Raw genomic sequence first — 15,549 nt, forward strand, 5'->3', positions numbered from 1 at the left:
CCATGCGGGTTCGTCAGTACGTGTACTTCTCGTTGCAGTCGGATCAGATGCCGGCGGACGAGATGGCGGCGCGATTGGACATGGAGGCAGACGAAGCCAAGGTCAAGGCCAGCAGGAGAGCGAATCCTCCGGTGCCGCGTTGTCACGCGTGGAAGGTTGTTTGCCGTGATGACGGCCTGACGGTAGATGAGCAGATCGATCAGGTAATAGGTCGACTCCAGCCGATCACCGATCGAATCGCGGCGCTCGCCCGGGAGATCGACGCGTCGGAGGGGGAATGGCCTGCCGCAACGCTCCAAGTGGTGCGCTACTTCGGTGACGAAGACAGCGAAGAAGAGAATCCGCAGCCGGATGACACTGACCTGGTCCGTCTACCCAGCCAGCATCAGCTTCTCGGCTGGCACCTCGACCGCCGTGTCCTGGAGTTCCTTCAGAACACGGGAGCCGAGCTGGACGTAGACGAGTACGGATACTAGCGGGACGCGGCCCAGACATGCTTGACGTTGCAACAATGTACGGCCCGGCTCCGCTGTCTCGGCGACGTAATCATGGTGACGGTCCTTCGATGGGCGGCAAGGATGGCGCTCATGGATGGTATGGATCACCAGCATCGACCCGTCGCGCTGGTTACCGGTGCCGGCCGCAGCGCCGGCATTGCCGCGTCAGTGGTGCTGAAGTTGGCTCAGACCGGGTGGGATGTCGGGTTCACCTACTGGACTCCGTACGACGCGAAGATGCCCTGGGGAGCAGATCCCGAGGCCGTGACGCAACTCAGCGACCAGGCCGGCGAACACGGGGCCAGAACTGTGGCCATCCAGGTGGACCTCAGTGACCCCCACACCACAAGTGCAGTCTTCGAGACGGTTGAGCACGAGTTGGGTCAGGTCACCGCACTGATCCTCGCTCACTGCGAGAGTGTCGACTCGGGCCTCGTCGACACCAGCCTCGAAAGCTTCGACCTGCACTTCGCGGTCAACACCCGGGCGAGCTGGCTTCTGATTCGCGAGTACGCCCAACGGTTCCAAGGGCCCCACGGCACCGGACGCATCATCAGCCTGACGAGTGACGCCACCGTCGGGAACCTTCCCTACGGAGCGAGCAAGGGTGCCCTGGATCGGATCACCCTGGCCGCTGCCCAGGAACTGGCCCATCTCGGCGTGACCGCCAACGCCATCAATCCAGGTCCAACCGATACCGGCTGGATGACCGCAGAGATCAAGGCGGCGGCCCTGCAGGCCACGCCGCTCGGGCGACTCGGGCGCCCACAGGACTGCGCAAACCTCGTCGCGTTCCTGTGCTCACCCGATGGAGGCTGGATCAACGGCCAACTCCTGCACAGCGACGGCGGCATCTCCTGAGCAGCGTTCCGCTTCAACCACGAGAGGCATAGGTGCGCCGGAGAGCCGGCACGGGGACCAGTGCATGGGAGACTGACTGGCAGGCAGCAGGGTCGTCCGCACGGTAATGGGCGGGACCCGGGGTGCGATCTGGGCCGTCAGCCCTGCTGCCTCCGACGGAGGCTCGTGACCGTTTCGGTGTGCAGGAATGATCGGTTGTCGGTGAGCTGCACGGCAACAATGTCGAGCTGGCCGAACGGTCGGTCACTGTCCACGCGTGTCCACCGTCGGACACGCCCGTCGTCACCCGGTGAGTCACCCACCCACCCACTCACGTCGCTGGGAAGGCCCGCGTACACATGGCTTCGACGTCACACAGCCCTTCATCCTCTTCGTAGACACAGATCGCACAGATGGAGAGGTCTCGACCGTCTGGCCTCGGGTGCACCTGAGGTGCATGCCCGCACGCGGGCCAGGGCTTACCTTCCTGACTGGTCATGCTGCGATCGTCGCTAGGGAGTCGGTTACCGCGGGAGGCTGGGAACATGGATGCGCTCGATGTCCTGGCAGAGTTCGGCGCAACTGGCCGGGTCGGTCTTCTTCGTCCCGGCGCCCGCCTACGAGGAGTCGCCGCAGCCTACGGGATGCCGTGGGACATCGGGCGGATCGAAAAACGCCACAGATGGCCGCACCTGTACTCCTACGGTGATGTCGAGTTTGTCTTATGCCGCTGCCGGATCATCACCTCAGTGATGGTCCAGACCTGGCGAGGGACGGTCGAGTTGCCGAGCGAAGCACGGCCGGGCGAAGTCATCGTCCTGCCCTCAAGACTGACCTTCGTTCAGGTGGCCGACGCCCTGGCCGCCGCAGGCTGTCGGTGGGAGCCGCTCAGGCCGATCGAGGGACAGTGCTGGCTGCGTACCCTGCCTCAACGCGTCGACTTCACCTTCGTCACTGACGATGGACCCGATCCCGTGCTGCACGGTGCAGGCACTTGGGCCCACGATCACGACTGCGTGCCTGCGGCAGCCGCCGAGGCCGCCTTCGCCGATGACTTCCCACCCGAGCAGGCCGACTGACCACCGTCTCTGCTCCCGGCTGTGCCGCCCCGGCATTGGGCGATCGTCTCGACGGCCGCCGGCGCGGGCCAAACCGGGAATAGGGACGACCCCCGTCGGGGGAGACGGGGGTCGTCGGGGAGTTCGGCTCCGGGGGGGATTGAGCCGAACCCGCTCAGCGGTTACGGGGGGTGCAACCGCCGAGGTCCGGGGTTTGTACAGATGTGAAAAGTCGTCGTAAGTACAAGCATGCCGTAGCAGACCTGCTCACGTCGAGTGGCGTAACGTCCACTCCCTGCGAATTTCCAACCCGCGCATGTGACCGTCGTCACAATCGCCCCGAGTGGCGGGGCGTGTTCGCAGGTGAGTGGCCTTGATCGCCCCCGGGTAGCCGCCGACCCTAGACCATCGGACTAGACTTTCGCGCCGTGGGCCGAGGTGCCGCTTTCTTCGATCTGGACAAGACCGTCATCGCCAAGTCGAGCGCCCTGGCGTTCGGCCGGCCGTTCTACCGGGACGGCCTGATCACTCGACGGGACGTTGTCAAGTCCGCGTACGCCCAGCTCATGTTCCGGCTGGGCGGCACGGACGAGCAGACCATGGCCCGCACCCGGGACTACCTGGCCACCCTCTGCAAGGGCTGGCAGGTGGAACAGGTCCGCCAGATCGTCGCGGAGACCCTCCACGAGCTGATCAACCCCTACGTGTACGCCGAGGCCGCCGCCCTCATCGAGGAACACCAGGCCGCCGGCCGGGACGTCGTCCTGGTCTCCGCCTCCGGCGAGGAGATGGTCCGCCCGATCGGCGAACTGCTCGGCATCACCGACGTCATCGCCACCCGGATGGCGGTGCAGGACGGCCGGTACAGCGGCGAGGTGGAGTTCTACGCGGCCGGCCCGAGCAAGGTCGAGGCGGTCGGCGAGTTGGCGACCGAACGGGGCTACGACCTGACCGAGTGCTACGCGTACTCCGACTCGTACAGCGACCGACCGCTGCTGGAGTGCGTCGGTCACCCCACCGTGGTGAACCCGGACCGACAGTTGCGCCGCCTGGCCACCGAGAACTCCTGGCCGGTGCTGGAGTTCCGGCACCCGATCCCGCTGGGCCGCCGCCTCCGGGAGCGCCCGGCCGTGCCGGTGGCCGCCGCCGCGCTCGGTGTCGGCGTCGGGGTCGCCATTGGCATCGCCTGGTACGGCCGGCACCGCCGCACTCGGATCGCCCCGGTCGCCTGACCGACCACCCACCTCCGCACTCCCGAAGCCCGGTACGGAAGAGCCGTACCGGGCTTCGTCGTGTCACGGACTCCCACCCCTCTTGAGCGACTGCTCAAATTCCCCTACCCTCGGTTTTGAGCGAGCGCTCAAAACCGAGGGGGCGGGTCAATGACGGAGCAGGCAGCAGCGGCACCACGGCCGCGCCGGACCAGCGCGAACTGGATCCTGGCCGGGCTGATCGGGGTCTTCGGGCTGGTGGTCTTCGTGATCGCCGTACGCGACGGGCGGGCTGACAGCGCACTGCTCTTCGTAGCGCTGCCGGTCCTGCTGGCCGCGGCCCTGGCCCTGTCCCCCGGGCGGACCTCGCACGGCCGGGTCTTCGTCGCCACCACCATCGCCCTGCTGCTGGCGGCGGTGGCCCTGCACGAGGGGGCGATCTGCGTCGTACTGGCCGCGCCCCTGGTCTACGCGGTGGCGCACGGCACGATGGGGTTCATCAACCTGGTCCGGCGTTCCTCCCGTACCTACTCGGTGATCCTCGTGCCGCTGCTGCTCCTGCCCGGCCTGGAGGGCAGCGGGATCGGGCCGAGGATCGCCCCGGAGCAGTCGGTCGAGGTGACCCGGGTCGTCGCGCTCTCCGCCGACGCGGTGGCCGCCCGCCTGGCAGCCGGTCCCCGACCCGTTCCGGTCCAGTCGCCGGCGCTGCGGCTACTGGGAGCGCCCCTGCCGGAGCACGTCGCCGGGTCCGGCCTCGCTCCGGGCGACCGGTGGACGTTCGGGTACCACGGCAGTGCGCACGGGCCTGGTGGCCACCTCGTCGCCGAGGTCGCCACCAGCGAACCCGGGCACCTGACCTTCCGCTTCCCCGAGGACACGACCATCAACGGCCGCTGGTTCACCTGGCGGCAGGCCGACCTGCGCTGGCAGGCGGTGGACGCCGGCACCACCGAGGTACGCCTCACCGTGGACTACCGGCGGGGCCTCGACCCCTCCTGGTACTTCGGTCCGCTCCAGGACGTCCTGCTCGACCAGGGCGGCGGGCACCTGCTCGACATGCTGGCGCTGCGGTGACCGCCGCCCGGTACCTCTGCCTGGGGCTGCCCCTGCTGGCGGTGCTGGCCGCAGCCCGGTGGGACCGGGACCGGGCCGCCCGCGCAGCGGCGCTGCTGGCCTTCGTGGCCGCCTTCGTCGGTGTCGCCGCCCTGCACGAGGTGGCCCGGACGACCGGCTGGTACGCCTTCGCCCCGGTCGACGGGGCGTACCGGGGGCTGCCGGTGGACCTGTGGCTCGGCTGGGCGGCGCTCTGGGGGCCGCTGCCGGTGCTGTTGCGTCGGGTGCTGCCCCTGCCGGTCGCCCTCGGCCTGCTGGGCTGGCTGGACGTGGTGACCATGCCCGCTCTGCGTCCCCTGCTCGTACTCGGACCGGACTGGCTGACCGGGGAGGTGGCCGGGCTGCTCGGGGTGGCGTTGCCGGCACAGTTGCTCGGTCGGTGGAGCGCCGACCGGCGGCACCTGTCCGCACGGGTCCTGCTCCAACTCGGGTTGTTCGGCGTCCTGCTGCTGTGGTTCCTGCCCACGGTGGCCTTCACCCTCGCCGGCGACTCCTGGACGTGGCTGGACGGGCTGTCAGCGTCCCGGCTGCTGCTCCTCGCCCAGGTGGCCCTGCTGGTCGCCACGCCGGCCGTGACGGCGGTGCACGAATTCGCCGTCCGGGGCGGCGGGACACCGTACCCGTGGGATCCGCCGGGCCGGTTCGTCACCACCGGCCCGTACGCCTATCTGGCCAACCCGATGCAGGCCGGCGCGGTGGCGCTGATGCTGCTCACCGCGCTGGTCGCCGGCAGTGCCGTGCTGGCGGTGGGGGCGGTGCTCGCGGTGGCCTTCAGTGTCGCGGTGGCCGGGCCGCACGAGGACCACGACCTGGACCACCGGTACGGACGGCGCTGGCGGGACCACCGCCGTCGGGTCCGCCCCTGGTGGCCCCGGTGGCGGCCGTACCTGCCCGGGGAGCCGGCGGTGCTCTGGCTGGACGACGACTGCGGGCCGTGTGCGGCGGTCCGGCGGTTCCTGGAACGCCGCCGCCCGGTGAGCCTCACGATCGCGCCCGCCGCACGGCACCCCACGGAAGTGCTGTGGCGGGCCGGGTACGCGGGCGGCGACGGCCACACGGAACGGGGGGTGGCCGCCGTCGCCCGCGCGCTCGAACACGTGCACCTCGGCTGGGCCTGGGTGGGCTGGATTCTGCGACTACCCGGGATCATCTGGCTGGCGCAACTCGTGACCGATGCGATGATCGCACCACCCCACCCGTCGCGGCCTCGAGGAGAGCGATGTCCGACACCAAGCGCCGCCTCATCGACGGGGCGATGGCGGCGATCCGCCAGCACGGCATCGCCGGGGTCTCGGCACGTACCATCGCCGCCGCGGCCGGGGTGAACCAGGCGCTGGTGTTCTACCACTTCGGCAGCGTGGACGAACTGCTGGCGGCAGCCTGCCGGGCCGGCACCGCCGAGCGGGTCGCGAGCTGGTCGGCCCGCTTGGCCGAGGTACGCAGCCTGCGCGAACTGCTGGCGGTCGGGCGGGCCCTGCACACCGAGGAACGGGCGCTCGGGAACGTCTCGTTCCTGGCGCAGATGCTGGCCGGCGCGCAGACCGACGAGCGGCTCGCCGCGCCGACCGCCGCCGCGCTCCAGCTCTGGGTGGACGAGATCGAGGTCGTCCTGCGCCGACTGCTGGCCGGATCGCCCTTCGCCGAGGTCGCCGACGTGCCCGGGCTCGCCCGCGCCGTGTCCGCCGCGTTCGTCGGGCTGGAACTCTACGACGGGGTGGACGCCGACGGCGCGGAGCAGGCAATGGCCGCGCTCGACCAACTCGGCGTACTCATCGAGATCGTGGACGAGCTCGGCCCCGTCACCCGGCAGCTCCTGCACCGGAAGATAAGCCGAGCCACCCGCCGCCCATGACGCCCGCTCCCTGCCCGCCGGCTATCTGCCCGCCGGCGCCGCAGGCCGCCGGCGCCGCAGGCCGCACCGGGGGGCCGGGGTCAGGAGGCGGCGAGGATCTCGTCGCCGATGAGGGTGAGCTGGGTGGCGGCCACCTCGGTGGCGGTCATGTAGTGGCGCAGCCACGAGCGCAGCCCGTCCGGGGTGCCGGTGGCGAAGGCCCCGGCCGAGCCGACGTACTCGGGTTCCCGCTCCTGGTGCCCGACGTCCAGCGCGACCAGGCCGCGCGGGTCGAGACCGGTCGACATGAGCACCAGCCGGGCGGCGGCGCGGGCCACCACCCCGGACGGGCCGGCGAACGGCCGCAGCGCCAGCAGCTCTCCGTGCACCACTGCGGCGAGCAGCAACGGCGGGGCCTTCGTGCCCCCGGCGACCAGCCCGGCCAGGCCGTCCAGTCGGGCCCCGACCACCGGGTCCGCCACCGGTCGTCCCAGTGCCTCCTCGGCCACCACGTCCCGGGCCGCGAGCACGTGCAGTCTCGCCAGCACCTGCCGGGGCGCCCGCAGCCAGCGGTCGGCCAGTCCGGGCAGCGCCCCGGCCACCCGCAGCGCCCCCTGGAGCACCGGGTCGGTGACCGTACCGGCCCGGACGGCTTCGCGCTCGTGGGCGTACCCCTCGAGGGCGGCGCTGGCCACCGCGGAGCGCAGGCTCACCTCGGCGGCGACCTGGCCGCCGTGCCGGCGTAGCGCGCGGTGCCGCATCGCCTGGTCGACGTGGTCGCGGGCCTGCTCGACGGCGGGGGCGACGTCGGCGAGCGCGAGGAGCGGGGCGAGCGGGTCGGAGGTCACCCCGTCACGCTATCGACCGGACATTGCCGCCCGTCCCGACACTCCCCCTGACGTCCCCACCCGCTGGGCCGGTCGCGGTACGCCGCACGCCGCTGACGTGGTTGCAGGGGACCCTTCCTCGGCAAAAAGCGGTAGGAAGGGTCCCCTGCAACCACGCGCACATCCCCGTCAGCAGCCGAGCGCAGCGCCGGTGGGCGCGCTGGGCGGGCCACTGGGCGCGTCGGGGTGACGATCGTGGTCGCGGCGGCTGGCCGACAAAGTTAACCTCTCTGCAACGAGACGCAGGTCACCCGAGCAACGAGGAGTCACGCCCATGAGCGAGGCCTTGGCCAATTTGCTGAACGAGACGCGGCAGTTCCCGCCGCCGGCCGAGCTCGCCGCGAACGCCAACGTCAAGGCCGACGCGTACGCCGAGGCGGAGGCCGACCGGCTCGGTTTCTGGGAGCGGCAGGCCCGCCGGCTGACCTGGACGCGGGAGTGGGACCAGGTGCTCGACTGGTCGAACCCGCCGTTCGCGAAGTGGTTCGTCGGCGGGCAGTTGAACGTGGCGTACAACTGCCTGGACCGGCACGTCGAGGCCGGCCTGGGCGACCGGGTCGCCATTCACTGGGAGGGCGAGCCGGGCGACACCCGCACCATCACCTACGCCGAGCTACACAAACTGACCTGTCAGGCGGCGAACGCCCTGACCGACCTGGGCGTGGTGGCCGGTGACCGGGTGGCGATCTACCTGCCGATGGTGCCGGAGGCGGCGGTCGCGATGCTGGCCTGCGCCCGGATCGGTGCGACGCACAGCGTGGTCTTCGGCGGTTTCTCCGCCGACGCGCTGACCAACCGGATCCAGGATGCCAGCGCCAAGGTGGTGATCACGGCCGACGGCGGCTTCCGGCGGGGCAAGCCGTCGGCGCTGAAGCCGACCGTGGACGAGGCGCTGGCGAACTGCCCGTCGGTGGAGCACGTGCTGGTGGTCCGCCGTACCGGTGGGGAGGTTGCCTGGTCGGAGAAGGACCACTGGTGGCACGAGACGGTGGAGACCGCGTCGACCGAGCACACCGCTCAGCCGTTCGACGCCGAGCACCCGCTGTTCATCCTCTACACCTCCGGCACCACCGCCCGCCCGAAGGGCATCCTGCACACCACCGGCGGCTATCTGACCCAGACCGCCTACACCACGTACGCGGTGTTCGACCTGAAGCCGGAGACGGACGTCTACTGGTGCACCGCCGACATCGGCTGGGTGACCGGGCACTCCTACATCGTGTACGGCCCGCTGGCCAACGGCGCGACCCAGGTGATGTACGAGGGCACCCCGGACACCCCGCACAAGGGCCGGTTCTGGGAGATCGTCCAGCGGTACGGGGTGACCATCCTCTACACCGCCCCGACGCTGATCCGCACCATGATGAAGTGGGGCGAGGACATCCCGGCGCAGCATGACCTGTCGTCGCTGCGGCTGCTCGGCAGCGTGGGCGAGCCGATCAACCCGGAGGCGTGGATCTGGTACCGCCAGCACGTCGGCCGGGGTGAGCTGCCGGTCGTCGACACCTGGTGGCAGACCGAGACCGGGTCGATGATGATCTCGCCGCTGCCGGGGGTGACCGAGGCCAAGCCGGGCAGCGCGATGACGCCGCTGCCGGGGATCAGCGCGGACGTGGTGGACGACCAGGGCCAGTCGGTGCCGAACGGCGGCGGCGGTTACCTGGTGCTGCGCGAGCCGTGGCCGTCGATGCTGCGGACCATCTGGGGTGACGACAACCGGTTCATCGAGACGTACTGGTCGCGCTTCGAGGGCATGTACTTCGCCGGGGACGGCGCGAAGCGGGACGACGACGGGCACATCTGGCTGCTCGGCCGGGTGGACGACGTGATGCTGGTTTCCGGGCACAACATCTCCACCACCGAGGTCGAGTCGGCGCTGGTGTCGCACCCGGCGGTGGCGGAGGCGGCGGTGGTCGGCGCGACCGACCCGACCACCGGGCAGGCGATCGTCGCGTTCGCCATCCCGCGTGGCACCACCGACACCTCGGGTGAGGCGGGCGAGCAGCTCATCGCGGACCTGCGCACCCACGTGGCGAAGACGCTCGGCCCGATCGCCAAGCCTCGGCAGATCATGCTGGTGGCGGAGCTGCCGAAGACCCGGTCCGGCAAGATCATGCGCCGGCTGCTGCGGGACGTGGCGGAGAACCGTTCCCTCGGTGACGTGACCACGCTCCAGGACTCCTCGGTGATGGAGCTGATCTCCTCGGGTATGAGCGGCGGCAAGTCCGACGAGGACTGACGCAACACGTACTCGTTCTGGTGGGTGACGGTCCGACGGGCCGTCACCCACCGGCGTTTCCGGGCCGGCCACGCTCCTCAGGTGGTTGCAGGGGTCCCCTGCTACGCGAAAAGCGGTAGCAGGGGACCCCTGCAACCACACCACACCACACCACACCACCCCACCCCGAGCCAGGCGATCGCTCCGTTTCGGACGGTTGGGGGAGGCCGGAGGAGGCTGATCGGGTGGAGAGCGGCCGGGGACCTGTCCCCTGGTCGATTTATGAATTACGTTCACGCCGTCGGATCTGTTGACGCCCGTCGCTCTACGGGCGGCGACGAACCCGGCGCTCTCCCCTCATGCCCGAGAATTGGAGTGGCATGCACCAATCTGTCCCGCAACGCGGATCACGACGACGCCTGGTCGTCGCCCTGCCCGCGATCGCGCTCGCCGCCTCGGCGCTCATCGTGCCGGGCAATGCCTCGGCCGAGTCGGCCGGGCCTGTCCGTGCTGAGATCGGCGCGGACGAGTACTACATCAACTACGCCGAACCCGCGGTGCAACCGGACACCAAGGGTCGGGAGGTCAAGGGTGCCAACGGCATCCACGCGCCGGTGGTCGAGTCGGCCCGCGCGTACGACCGCAAGTTCGCCCGGGGCAACCCGATCGCCGCCCGGGAGCTGGCCCGCAACGAGGCCAAGGCGATCCGTACCGGCCAGAGCCCCCGGCAGTTCAAGAAGGCCCCGCAGACCCAGACGGCCAAGCTGCTGACCCTGCTGGTGGAGTTCAACGACCAGGCGAACGACGACTTCACCGGGACTATGGTGCCGAAGACGGTCTTCGGGGACCGGAGCTGCGTTCCCGGCACCGTGCAGAACGGCCCGTTGCACAACAACATCCCGAACCCGGCCTCGTACGCCCACGAGGACAACAACTCGTTCTGGGTGCCGAACTTCTCGCCCACCCACTACAACAAGATGCTCTACAGCACCGAGGGCATCACCCAGCGGGTTCGGACCGACCTGACCGGGCCGGACGGCAAGCCGGGCATCGACATCTCCGGCCGCAGCATGCGGAACATGTACCTGGAGATGTCGAAGGGGGCGTACACGGTCGACGGGCAGGCCAGCCCGTGGATCAAGCTGCCGCACTCGGAGGGCTGGTACGCCGCGTCCCGCTGCTTCCAGGACGAGAACGGCAACTGGGTGGCCGGCCGCGAGCAGTCGCACAACGGCCACCCGGACAACCCGCTGGGCGCGGGCCGGCTCGCCACCGACGCGGTCGACGCGCTCGCGCAGATGGACCCGAGCTTCCCGTGGGCCGACTACGACATCGAGGACCAGGGCGACCGGGACGGTGACGGCAACGTCAACGAGCCGGACGGCGTGATCGACCACCTGGTGCTGGTGCACGCCGGACAGGGCAAGTCCCGGGGCGGTGGCGCGCAGGGCACCTACGCCATCTGGGCGCACTCCTCGGCGGTGGCCGGCGGCTACTCCATCCCCGGCACCAACCTCCAGATCTCGAACTACATCGTGCAGCCGGAGGACGCCGGGGTCGGCGTCTTCGCCCACGAGTACGGCCACGACCTGGGTCTGCCGGACCTCTACGACACCTCCGGCAACGCCGACTCGGACATCGACTTCTGGGACCTGATGGGTTCGGGATCGCACGCCGGTGAGGTGTTCCAGGCGCTCCCCACCCACATGGGCCTCTGGGACAAGTGGGTGCTCGGCTGGGCCGACCCGCTGGACATCCCGGTCGGCGCGGACCCGCGGACGGTGCAGCTCGGCCAGACCTCCCGCACCCCGCGCGGCACCCAGGACGGCATCAAGATCAACCTGCCGGACAAGGTGATCACCCTGGCCACCCCGCACAGCGGGGCGAACATGTGGCACAGCGGCAACGACCAGGACTGGGCGGACGTCAAGCTCAGCCGTGAGGTGGCCGTGCCGGCCGCCGCGGACGCCAAGTTCTGGATGTGGAACAACTACACCATCGAGGCGGACTGGGACTACGGCTTCGTCGAGGTGTCCACCAACGGCGGCGCGTCCTGGACCGAGCTGAAGGTCTACGACGAGGCCGGCAACCTGGTCAGCACCGGCGACAACTACTCCGACCCGAACGGCCGGATGGCCGACTACGGCAACAAGAAGTACGGCCTGCACGGTGACTCGCACGGCTGGCGGCACGACTACGTCGACCTGTCCGCGTACGCGGGCAGCACTGTCCAGGTGCGGCTGCGCTACGCCACCGACGCCGCGTTCGTGGAGCGGGGCTGGTTCGCCGACGACTTCTCGGTCACCGGCGGCGGGACCACCACCTGGAGCGACGACGTCGAGGGCGGCACGGCCGGCTGGACCCAGACCGGCGGTACGTTCACCGACACCACCGGCGGGGGCTGGCGGACCGACGGCGGCACCCGCGTCCAGGCGCACTACTACCTGGCCGAGTGGCGCAACCTGGACGGCTTCGACAAGGGCCTGAAGTACACCTACGACACGGTGTACTCCAACGACGCCTGGAAGGTCGACCGGGTCGCGTACAACGCGCCCGGCATGCTGGTCTGGTACCGGGACACCATGCTCGGCGACGTCAACCACGTGACCGCGCAGCTCACCGCGCTGCCCAGCTACGGGGCCAAGGGCGGGCTGCTCATCGTCGACTCGCACTTCGACCCGCTGCGCCGCACCGGCGAGGCAGCCGTGAAGGACCCGTCGACGCTGGACAACCTGCCGAGCCGGCCGCAGTCGTCGAACGCGGCGTTCGGGCTGAACCCGACGTCCCCGTTTACCGAGTGCCTGGAGGCGGCCGGCGAGCCGTTCAGCGAGTACTGCACCGACTTCCCGGCGCAGCCGGCGGTGAAGGCCTTCACCGACGCCAAGGGCTGGTACCCGGGCATCGAGGTGCGCAACGGCTCGCAGCTGTTCGCCCGGGACAGCGACGCCTCGGTGGTCGTCCCGTCGCGGGACGGTGCGCCGTACACCACCCGGGTGGTCAACCCGGACGGCACCCCGGCGACCAGCCTGTACGGGCAGGACCTCGGCTTCACCATCCTGGGCACGGGCAACCCCGGTGACCAGGGCGTGAGCTACGGCGTCTCGATCACCATCAAGCACACCGCGCGGGACAACGCGTACGCCTCGGTGTACGTCACGCCGGCCCGGCAGTGACGCCCGCCCCCTGAAGGGGCACCCCGACGGAGGCCGTCCGGCCACCCGTCAGCGGCCCGCCCGGAGCACCCGCTCCGGGCGGGCCGCACCGTTTCCGCCGGGGATTCAACCGGCCGCCGTGTGACGTTTTGCCACGCTCCGACGCTCCCTCATGGGATCCACATAAGCACAATCACTCCAGGTGATCGTGACAAAAACTTAACGTTACAGATTGCCCCAACAGGTGGCGCGTTGGCAGCATTTTGTCCTGATTGGTCAGCCAGTAGAAGAGCCACGCATCGGCGACGGACTAGTGACAAGCACCAACCGTTCTGCAAGGGTGAGTGCCGCATTACATGACAGTGAGCGCCACAGGCTGCCCTGGCATGTCACATCCACAAAGGAGGAGACCTTTGAGGAGACGAGTCACAGCCGGTCTGGCCACCACCACGGCCGCGCTGCTGGCGGCAGGAGTCGCGGCGACGCCGGCCAACGGCGCCCCGGCGACCGACGCGGCCCCCGGTTCCGACCGGGCCCAGCACCGCACGGACAACCTTCCCGACGCCCTGGCCAGCCAGCAGCGGGAGGTCCGCAAGCAGGCCATCGCCGACCTTCTCTCGGGTAAGGCCAAGCTGCAGAACAAGAACGGCTCGAAGGTCATCCAGGTCAAGGACGACCTGTTCGTCGAGTACCAGCAGGCGCCGAAGACCGACCCGATCTTCACGATCCTGGTCGAGTTCGGCAACCAGAAGGACCCGCGCACCGGCGGCACCGACGGCCCGGTACGCAACCAGATCCCCCAGCCGGACCGCAACTGGGACGGCAGCGCCACCGACGACAACAGCACCCTGTGGCGGTCCGACTTCAGCCGGGCCCACTACCAGAACCTGTTCTACGGTGCCGGCGAGTCGATGGCGGGCTTCTACCTCGACCAGTCCGGTGGCCGCTACACCGTCGGCGGCGACGTCAGCGAGTGGGTGAAGGTCCCCTTCAACGAGGCCCGGTACGGCAGCAACGAGATCCCCGAGTCCGACGGGTACTGGAACTTCGTCAAGGACACCGCCACCTCGTGGTACGACTCCCAGGTCGCTGCCGGGAAGACCCCGGACCAGATCAAGCAGTACCTGGCTCAGTTCGACACCTGGGACCGGTACGACTTCGACGGTGACGGCGACTTCAACGAGCCGGACGGCTACGTCGACCACTTCCAGGCTGTGCACGCCGGTGCCGGCGAGGAGGCCGGTGGCGGCGCCGAGGGCGCGGACGCCATCTGGTCGCACCGTTGGGCCGCGTTCCCGAACCTGGCCGGCAGCGCCGGTCCGGCGGACAACAAGGCCGGTGGCGTCCAGATCGGTGACACCGGGCTGTGGATCCGGGACTACACCACCGAGCCGGAGAACGGCGGCCTGGGCGTGTTCGTCCACGAGTACGGCCACGACCTCGGTCTGCCGGACTACTACGACACCGCCGGCGGCGACAACGGCGTCGGGTTCTGGAGCGTCATGGCCTCCGGTTCCTGGCTGAGCCACGGTACGGACGACATCGGCTCGACCCCGGGCTACATGGACCCGTACTCGAAGCTCTTCCTCGGCTGGCTGAACTACTCCACGGTCGAGTACGGCCAGGGCACCACCCAGGTGACCCTCGGCCCGGCTGGTGACAACAACGGGCCGAAGGCCCAAGCGGTCGTGGTCAACCTGCCCCCGCAGACCCAGACCACCTCGTACAACACCCCGTACGGGGGCTCGTACGAGTGGTGGGGCGGCAGCGCGGACGACCTGAACACCACGCTGGCCCGTACGCTGGACCTGACCGGGACGACGTCCGCGTCGATCAACGCCAAGGCCTGGTACGACATCGAAGAGGACTACGACTACCTCTACGCCGAGGTCTCCACCAACGGGGGCTCCTCCTGGACCCCGCTGGGCACCCCGGCCATCGACGCCGGCGAGACCGGCATCGACGGTTCCACCAACGGCGCGTGGGTCGACCTGAACTACGACCTGTCCGCGTACGCCGGGCAGACCGTGCAGTTCCGCTACCGCTACCAGACCGACGGCGGCGTGCACCTCGCCGGCGTCTTCCTGGACAACGTCTCGCTGGTCAAGGGCGGCGCCACCGTCTGGACCGACGACGCCGAGACGCTGGCCGCGGAGTGGACCGCCCGGGGCTGGACCCGCAGCACCGGTTCGGTGACCGACTCGTACCCGCGCTACTACATCGCGGAGAACCGTACCTACCTCGGGTACGACGACGCCCTCCGTACCGGTGGCTACAACTTCGGGTTCGCCAACACCCGGCCGGACTTCGTGGAGCGGTTCGCCGTCCAGCCGGGCATGCTCGTCTGGTACGTCAACACCGCCTACGGCGACAACAACACCTCGCAGCACCCGGGCTACGGCCTGAACCTGCCGGTGGACGTCCGCCCGAGCGCGATCAAGGTCCCCGGCCAGGGCACCATCACCAACCGGCGGAGCAGCTTCGACGCCACGTTCAGCAAGTTCGCCAAGCCAGCGCAGACCTTCCACCTCAACGGGGTGCCGGTCACCGTGCCGGCGCTGGACCCGAACCCGGTGTTCAGCGACAGCGGTTCGAACCGCTACTGGAACGCCAACAACCCGCAGAACTCGGTGAAGGTGGCCGGCACCGGCACCCGCATCGAGATCATCGAGCAGGGCACCGGCCCGAACGACGACATGGTCGTCCGCATCAGCAACTGACCGGTGGTTCCCGACCCGGGGC

The 15,549-nt window shown here is 69.8% G+C and carries 11 protein-coding genes; 10 read left to right on the plus strand and 1 reads right to left on the minus strand.

Annotated features, from left to right (window positions below; all coding sequences use genetic code 11):
* Positions 1 to 2 precede the first annotated feature (2 nt).
* The 7 genes from GA0074692_RS23135 (at position 3) to GA0074692_RS23165 (ending at position 6,571) form a co-directional block, all read left to right on the plus strand.
* Positions 3 to 476, plus strand: a complete 474-nt coding sequence (locus GA0074692_RS23135; protein ID WP_091647447.1) for a DUF4279 domain-containing protein — start codon at positions 3 to 5, stop codon at positions 474 to 476.
* A 111-nt stretch (positions 477 to 587) separates the two neighbouring features.
* A complete protein-coding gene (locus GA0074692_RS23140; RefSeq protein WP_245730427.1) occupies positions 588 to 1,358 on the plus strand; it encodes an SDR family oxidoreductase in 771 nt (256 codons plus the stop codon).
* 524 nt (positions 1,359 to 1,882) lie between these two features.
* Complete coding sequence (locus GA0074692_RS23145; RefSeq protein ID WP_141725391.1) at positions 1,883 to 2,416, plus strand: hypothetical protein; 534 nt, start codon at positions 1,883 to 1,885, stop codon at positions 2,414 to 2,416.
* Positions 2,417 to 2,823: 407 nt separating this feature from the next.
* Positions 2,824 to 3,627: an HAD family hydrolase gene (locus tag GA0074692_RS23150; RefSeq protein ID WP_091647455.1), complete on the plus strand. Its 804-nt coding sequence runs from the start codon at positions 2,824 to 2,826 to the stop codon at positions 3,625 to 3,627.
* 150 nt (positions 3,628 to 3,777) lie between these two features.
* Positions 3,778 to 4,680, plus strand: a complete 903-nt coding sequence (locus tag GA0074692_RS23155) for a hypothetical protein (protein ID WP_091647457.1) — start codon at positions 3,778 to 3,780, stop codon at positions 4,678 to 4,680.
* Positions 4,677 to 6,044, plus strand: a complete 1,368-nt coding sequence (locus tag GA0074692_RS23160) for a methyltransferase (protein WP_091647459.1) — start codon at positions 4,677 to 4,679, stop codon at positions 6,042 to 6,044. The genes GA0074692_RS23155 and GA0074692_RS23160 overlap by 4 nt, the downstream gene beginning before the upstream one ends.
* The gene (locus tag GA0074692_RS23165) at positions 5,939 to 6,571 is read left to right on the plus strand and encodes a TetR/AcrR family transcriptional regulator (protein WP_091647460.1); all 633 of its coding nucleotides are present in this window, start codon (positions 5,939 to 5,941) and stop codon (positions 6,569 to 6,571) included. The genes GA0074692_RS23160 and GA0074692_RS23165 overlap by 106 nt, the downstream gene beginning before the upstream one ends.
* A gap of 80 nt (positions 6,572 to 6,651) precedes the next feature.
* On the opposite strand, the gene GA0074692_RS23170 is transcribed toward GA0074692_RS23165, so the two are convergent.
* The gene (locus GA0074692_RS23170) at positions 6,652 to 7,398 is read right to left on the minus strand and encodes a Fic family protein (RefSeq protein ID WP_091647462.1); all 747 of its coding nucleotides are present in this window, start codon (positions 7,396 to 7,398) and stop codon (positions 6,652 to 6,654) included.
* 313 nt (positions 7,399 to 7,711) lie between these two features.
* Between GA0074692_RS23170 and acs the strand changes: the two genes are divergently transcribed.
* The 3 genes from acs (at position 7,712) to GA0074692_RS23185 (ending at position 15,527) form a co-directional block, all read left to right on the plus strand.
* The gene (acs, locus tag GA0074692_RS23175) at positions 7,712 to 9,676 is read left to right on the plus strand and encodes an acetate--CoA ligase (protein ID WP_091647464.1); all 1,965 of its coding nucleotides are present in this window, start codon (positions 7,712 to 7,714) and stop codon (positions 9,674 to 9,676) included.
* Positions 9,677 to 10,035: 359 nt separating this feature from the next.
* Positions 10,036 to 12,828, plus strand: a complete 2,793-nt coding sequence (locus tag GA0074692_RS23180; RefSeq protein WP_091647466.1) for an immune inhibitor A domain-containing protein — start codon at positions 10,036 to 10,038, stop codon at positions 12,826 to 12,828.
* Between the two features lie 392 nt (positions 12,829 to 13,220).
* Positions 13,221 to 15,527 carry an immune inhibitor A domain-containing protein gene (locus GA0074692_RS23185; protein WP_245730428.1) on the plus strand — a complete coding sequence of 769 codons (2,307 nt, stop codon included), beginning with the start codon at positions 13,221 to 13,223 and terminating at the stop codon, positions 15,525 to 15,527.
* The last annotated feature ends 22 nt before the right edge of the window (positions 15,528 to 15,549 follow it).

The organism is Micromonospora pallida (assembly GCF_900090325.1).
In the GTDB taxonomy this organism is placed as follows: domain Bacteria; phylum Actinomycetota; class Actinomycetes; order Mycobacteriales; family Micromonosporaceae; genus Micromonospora; species Micromonospora pallida.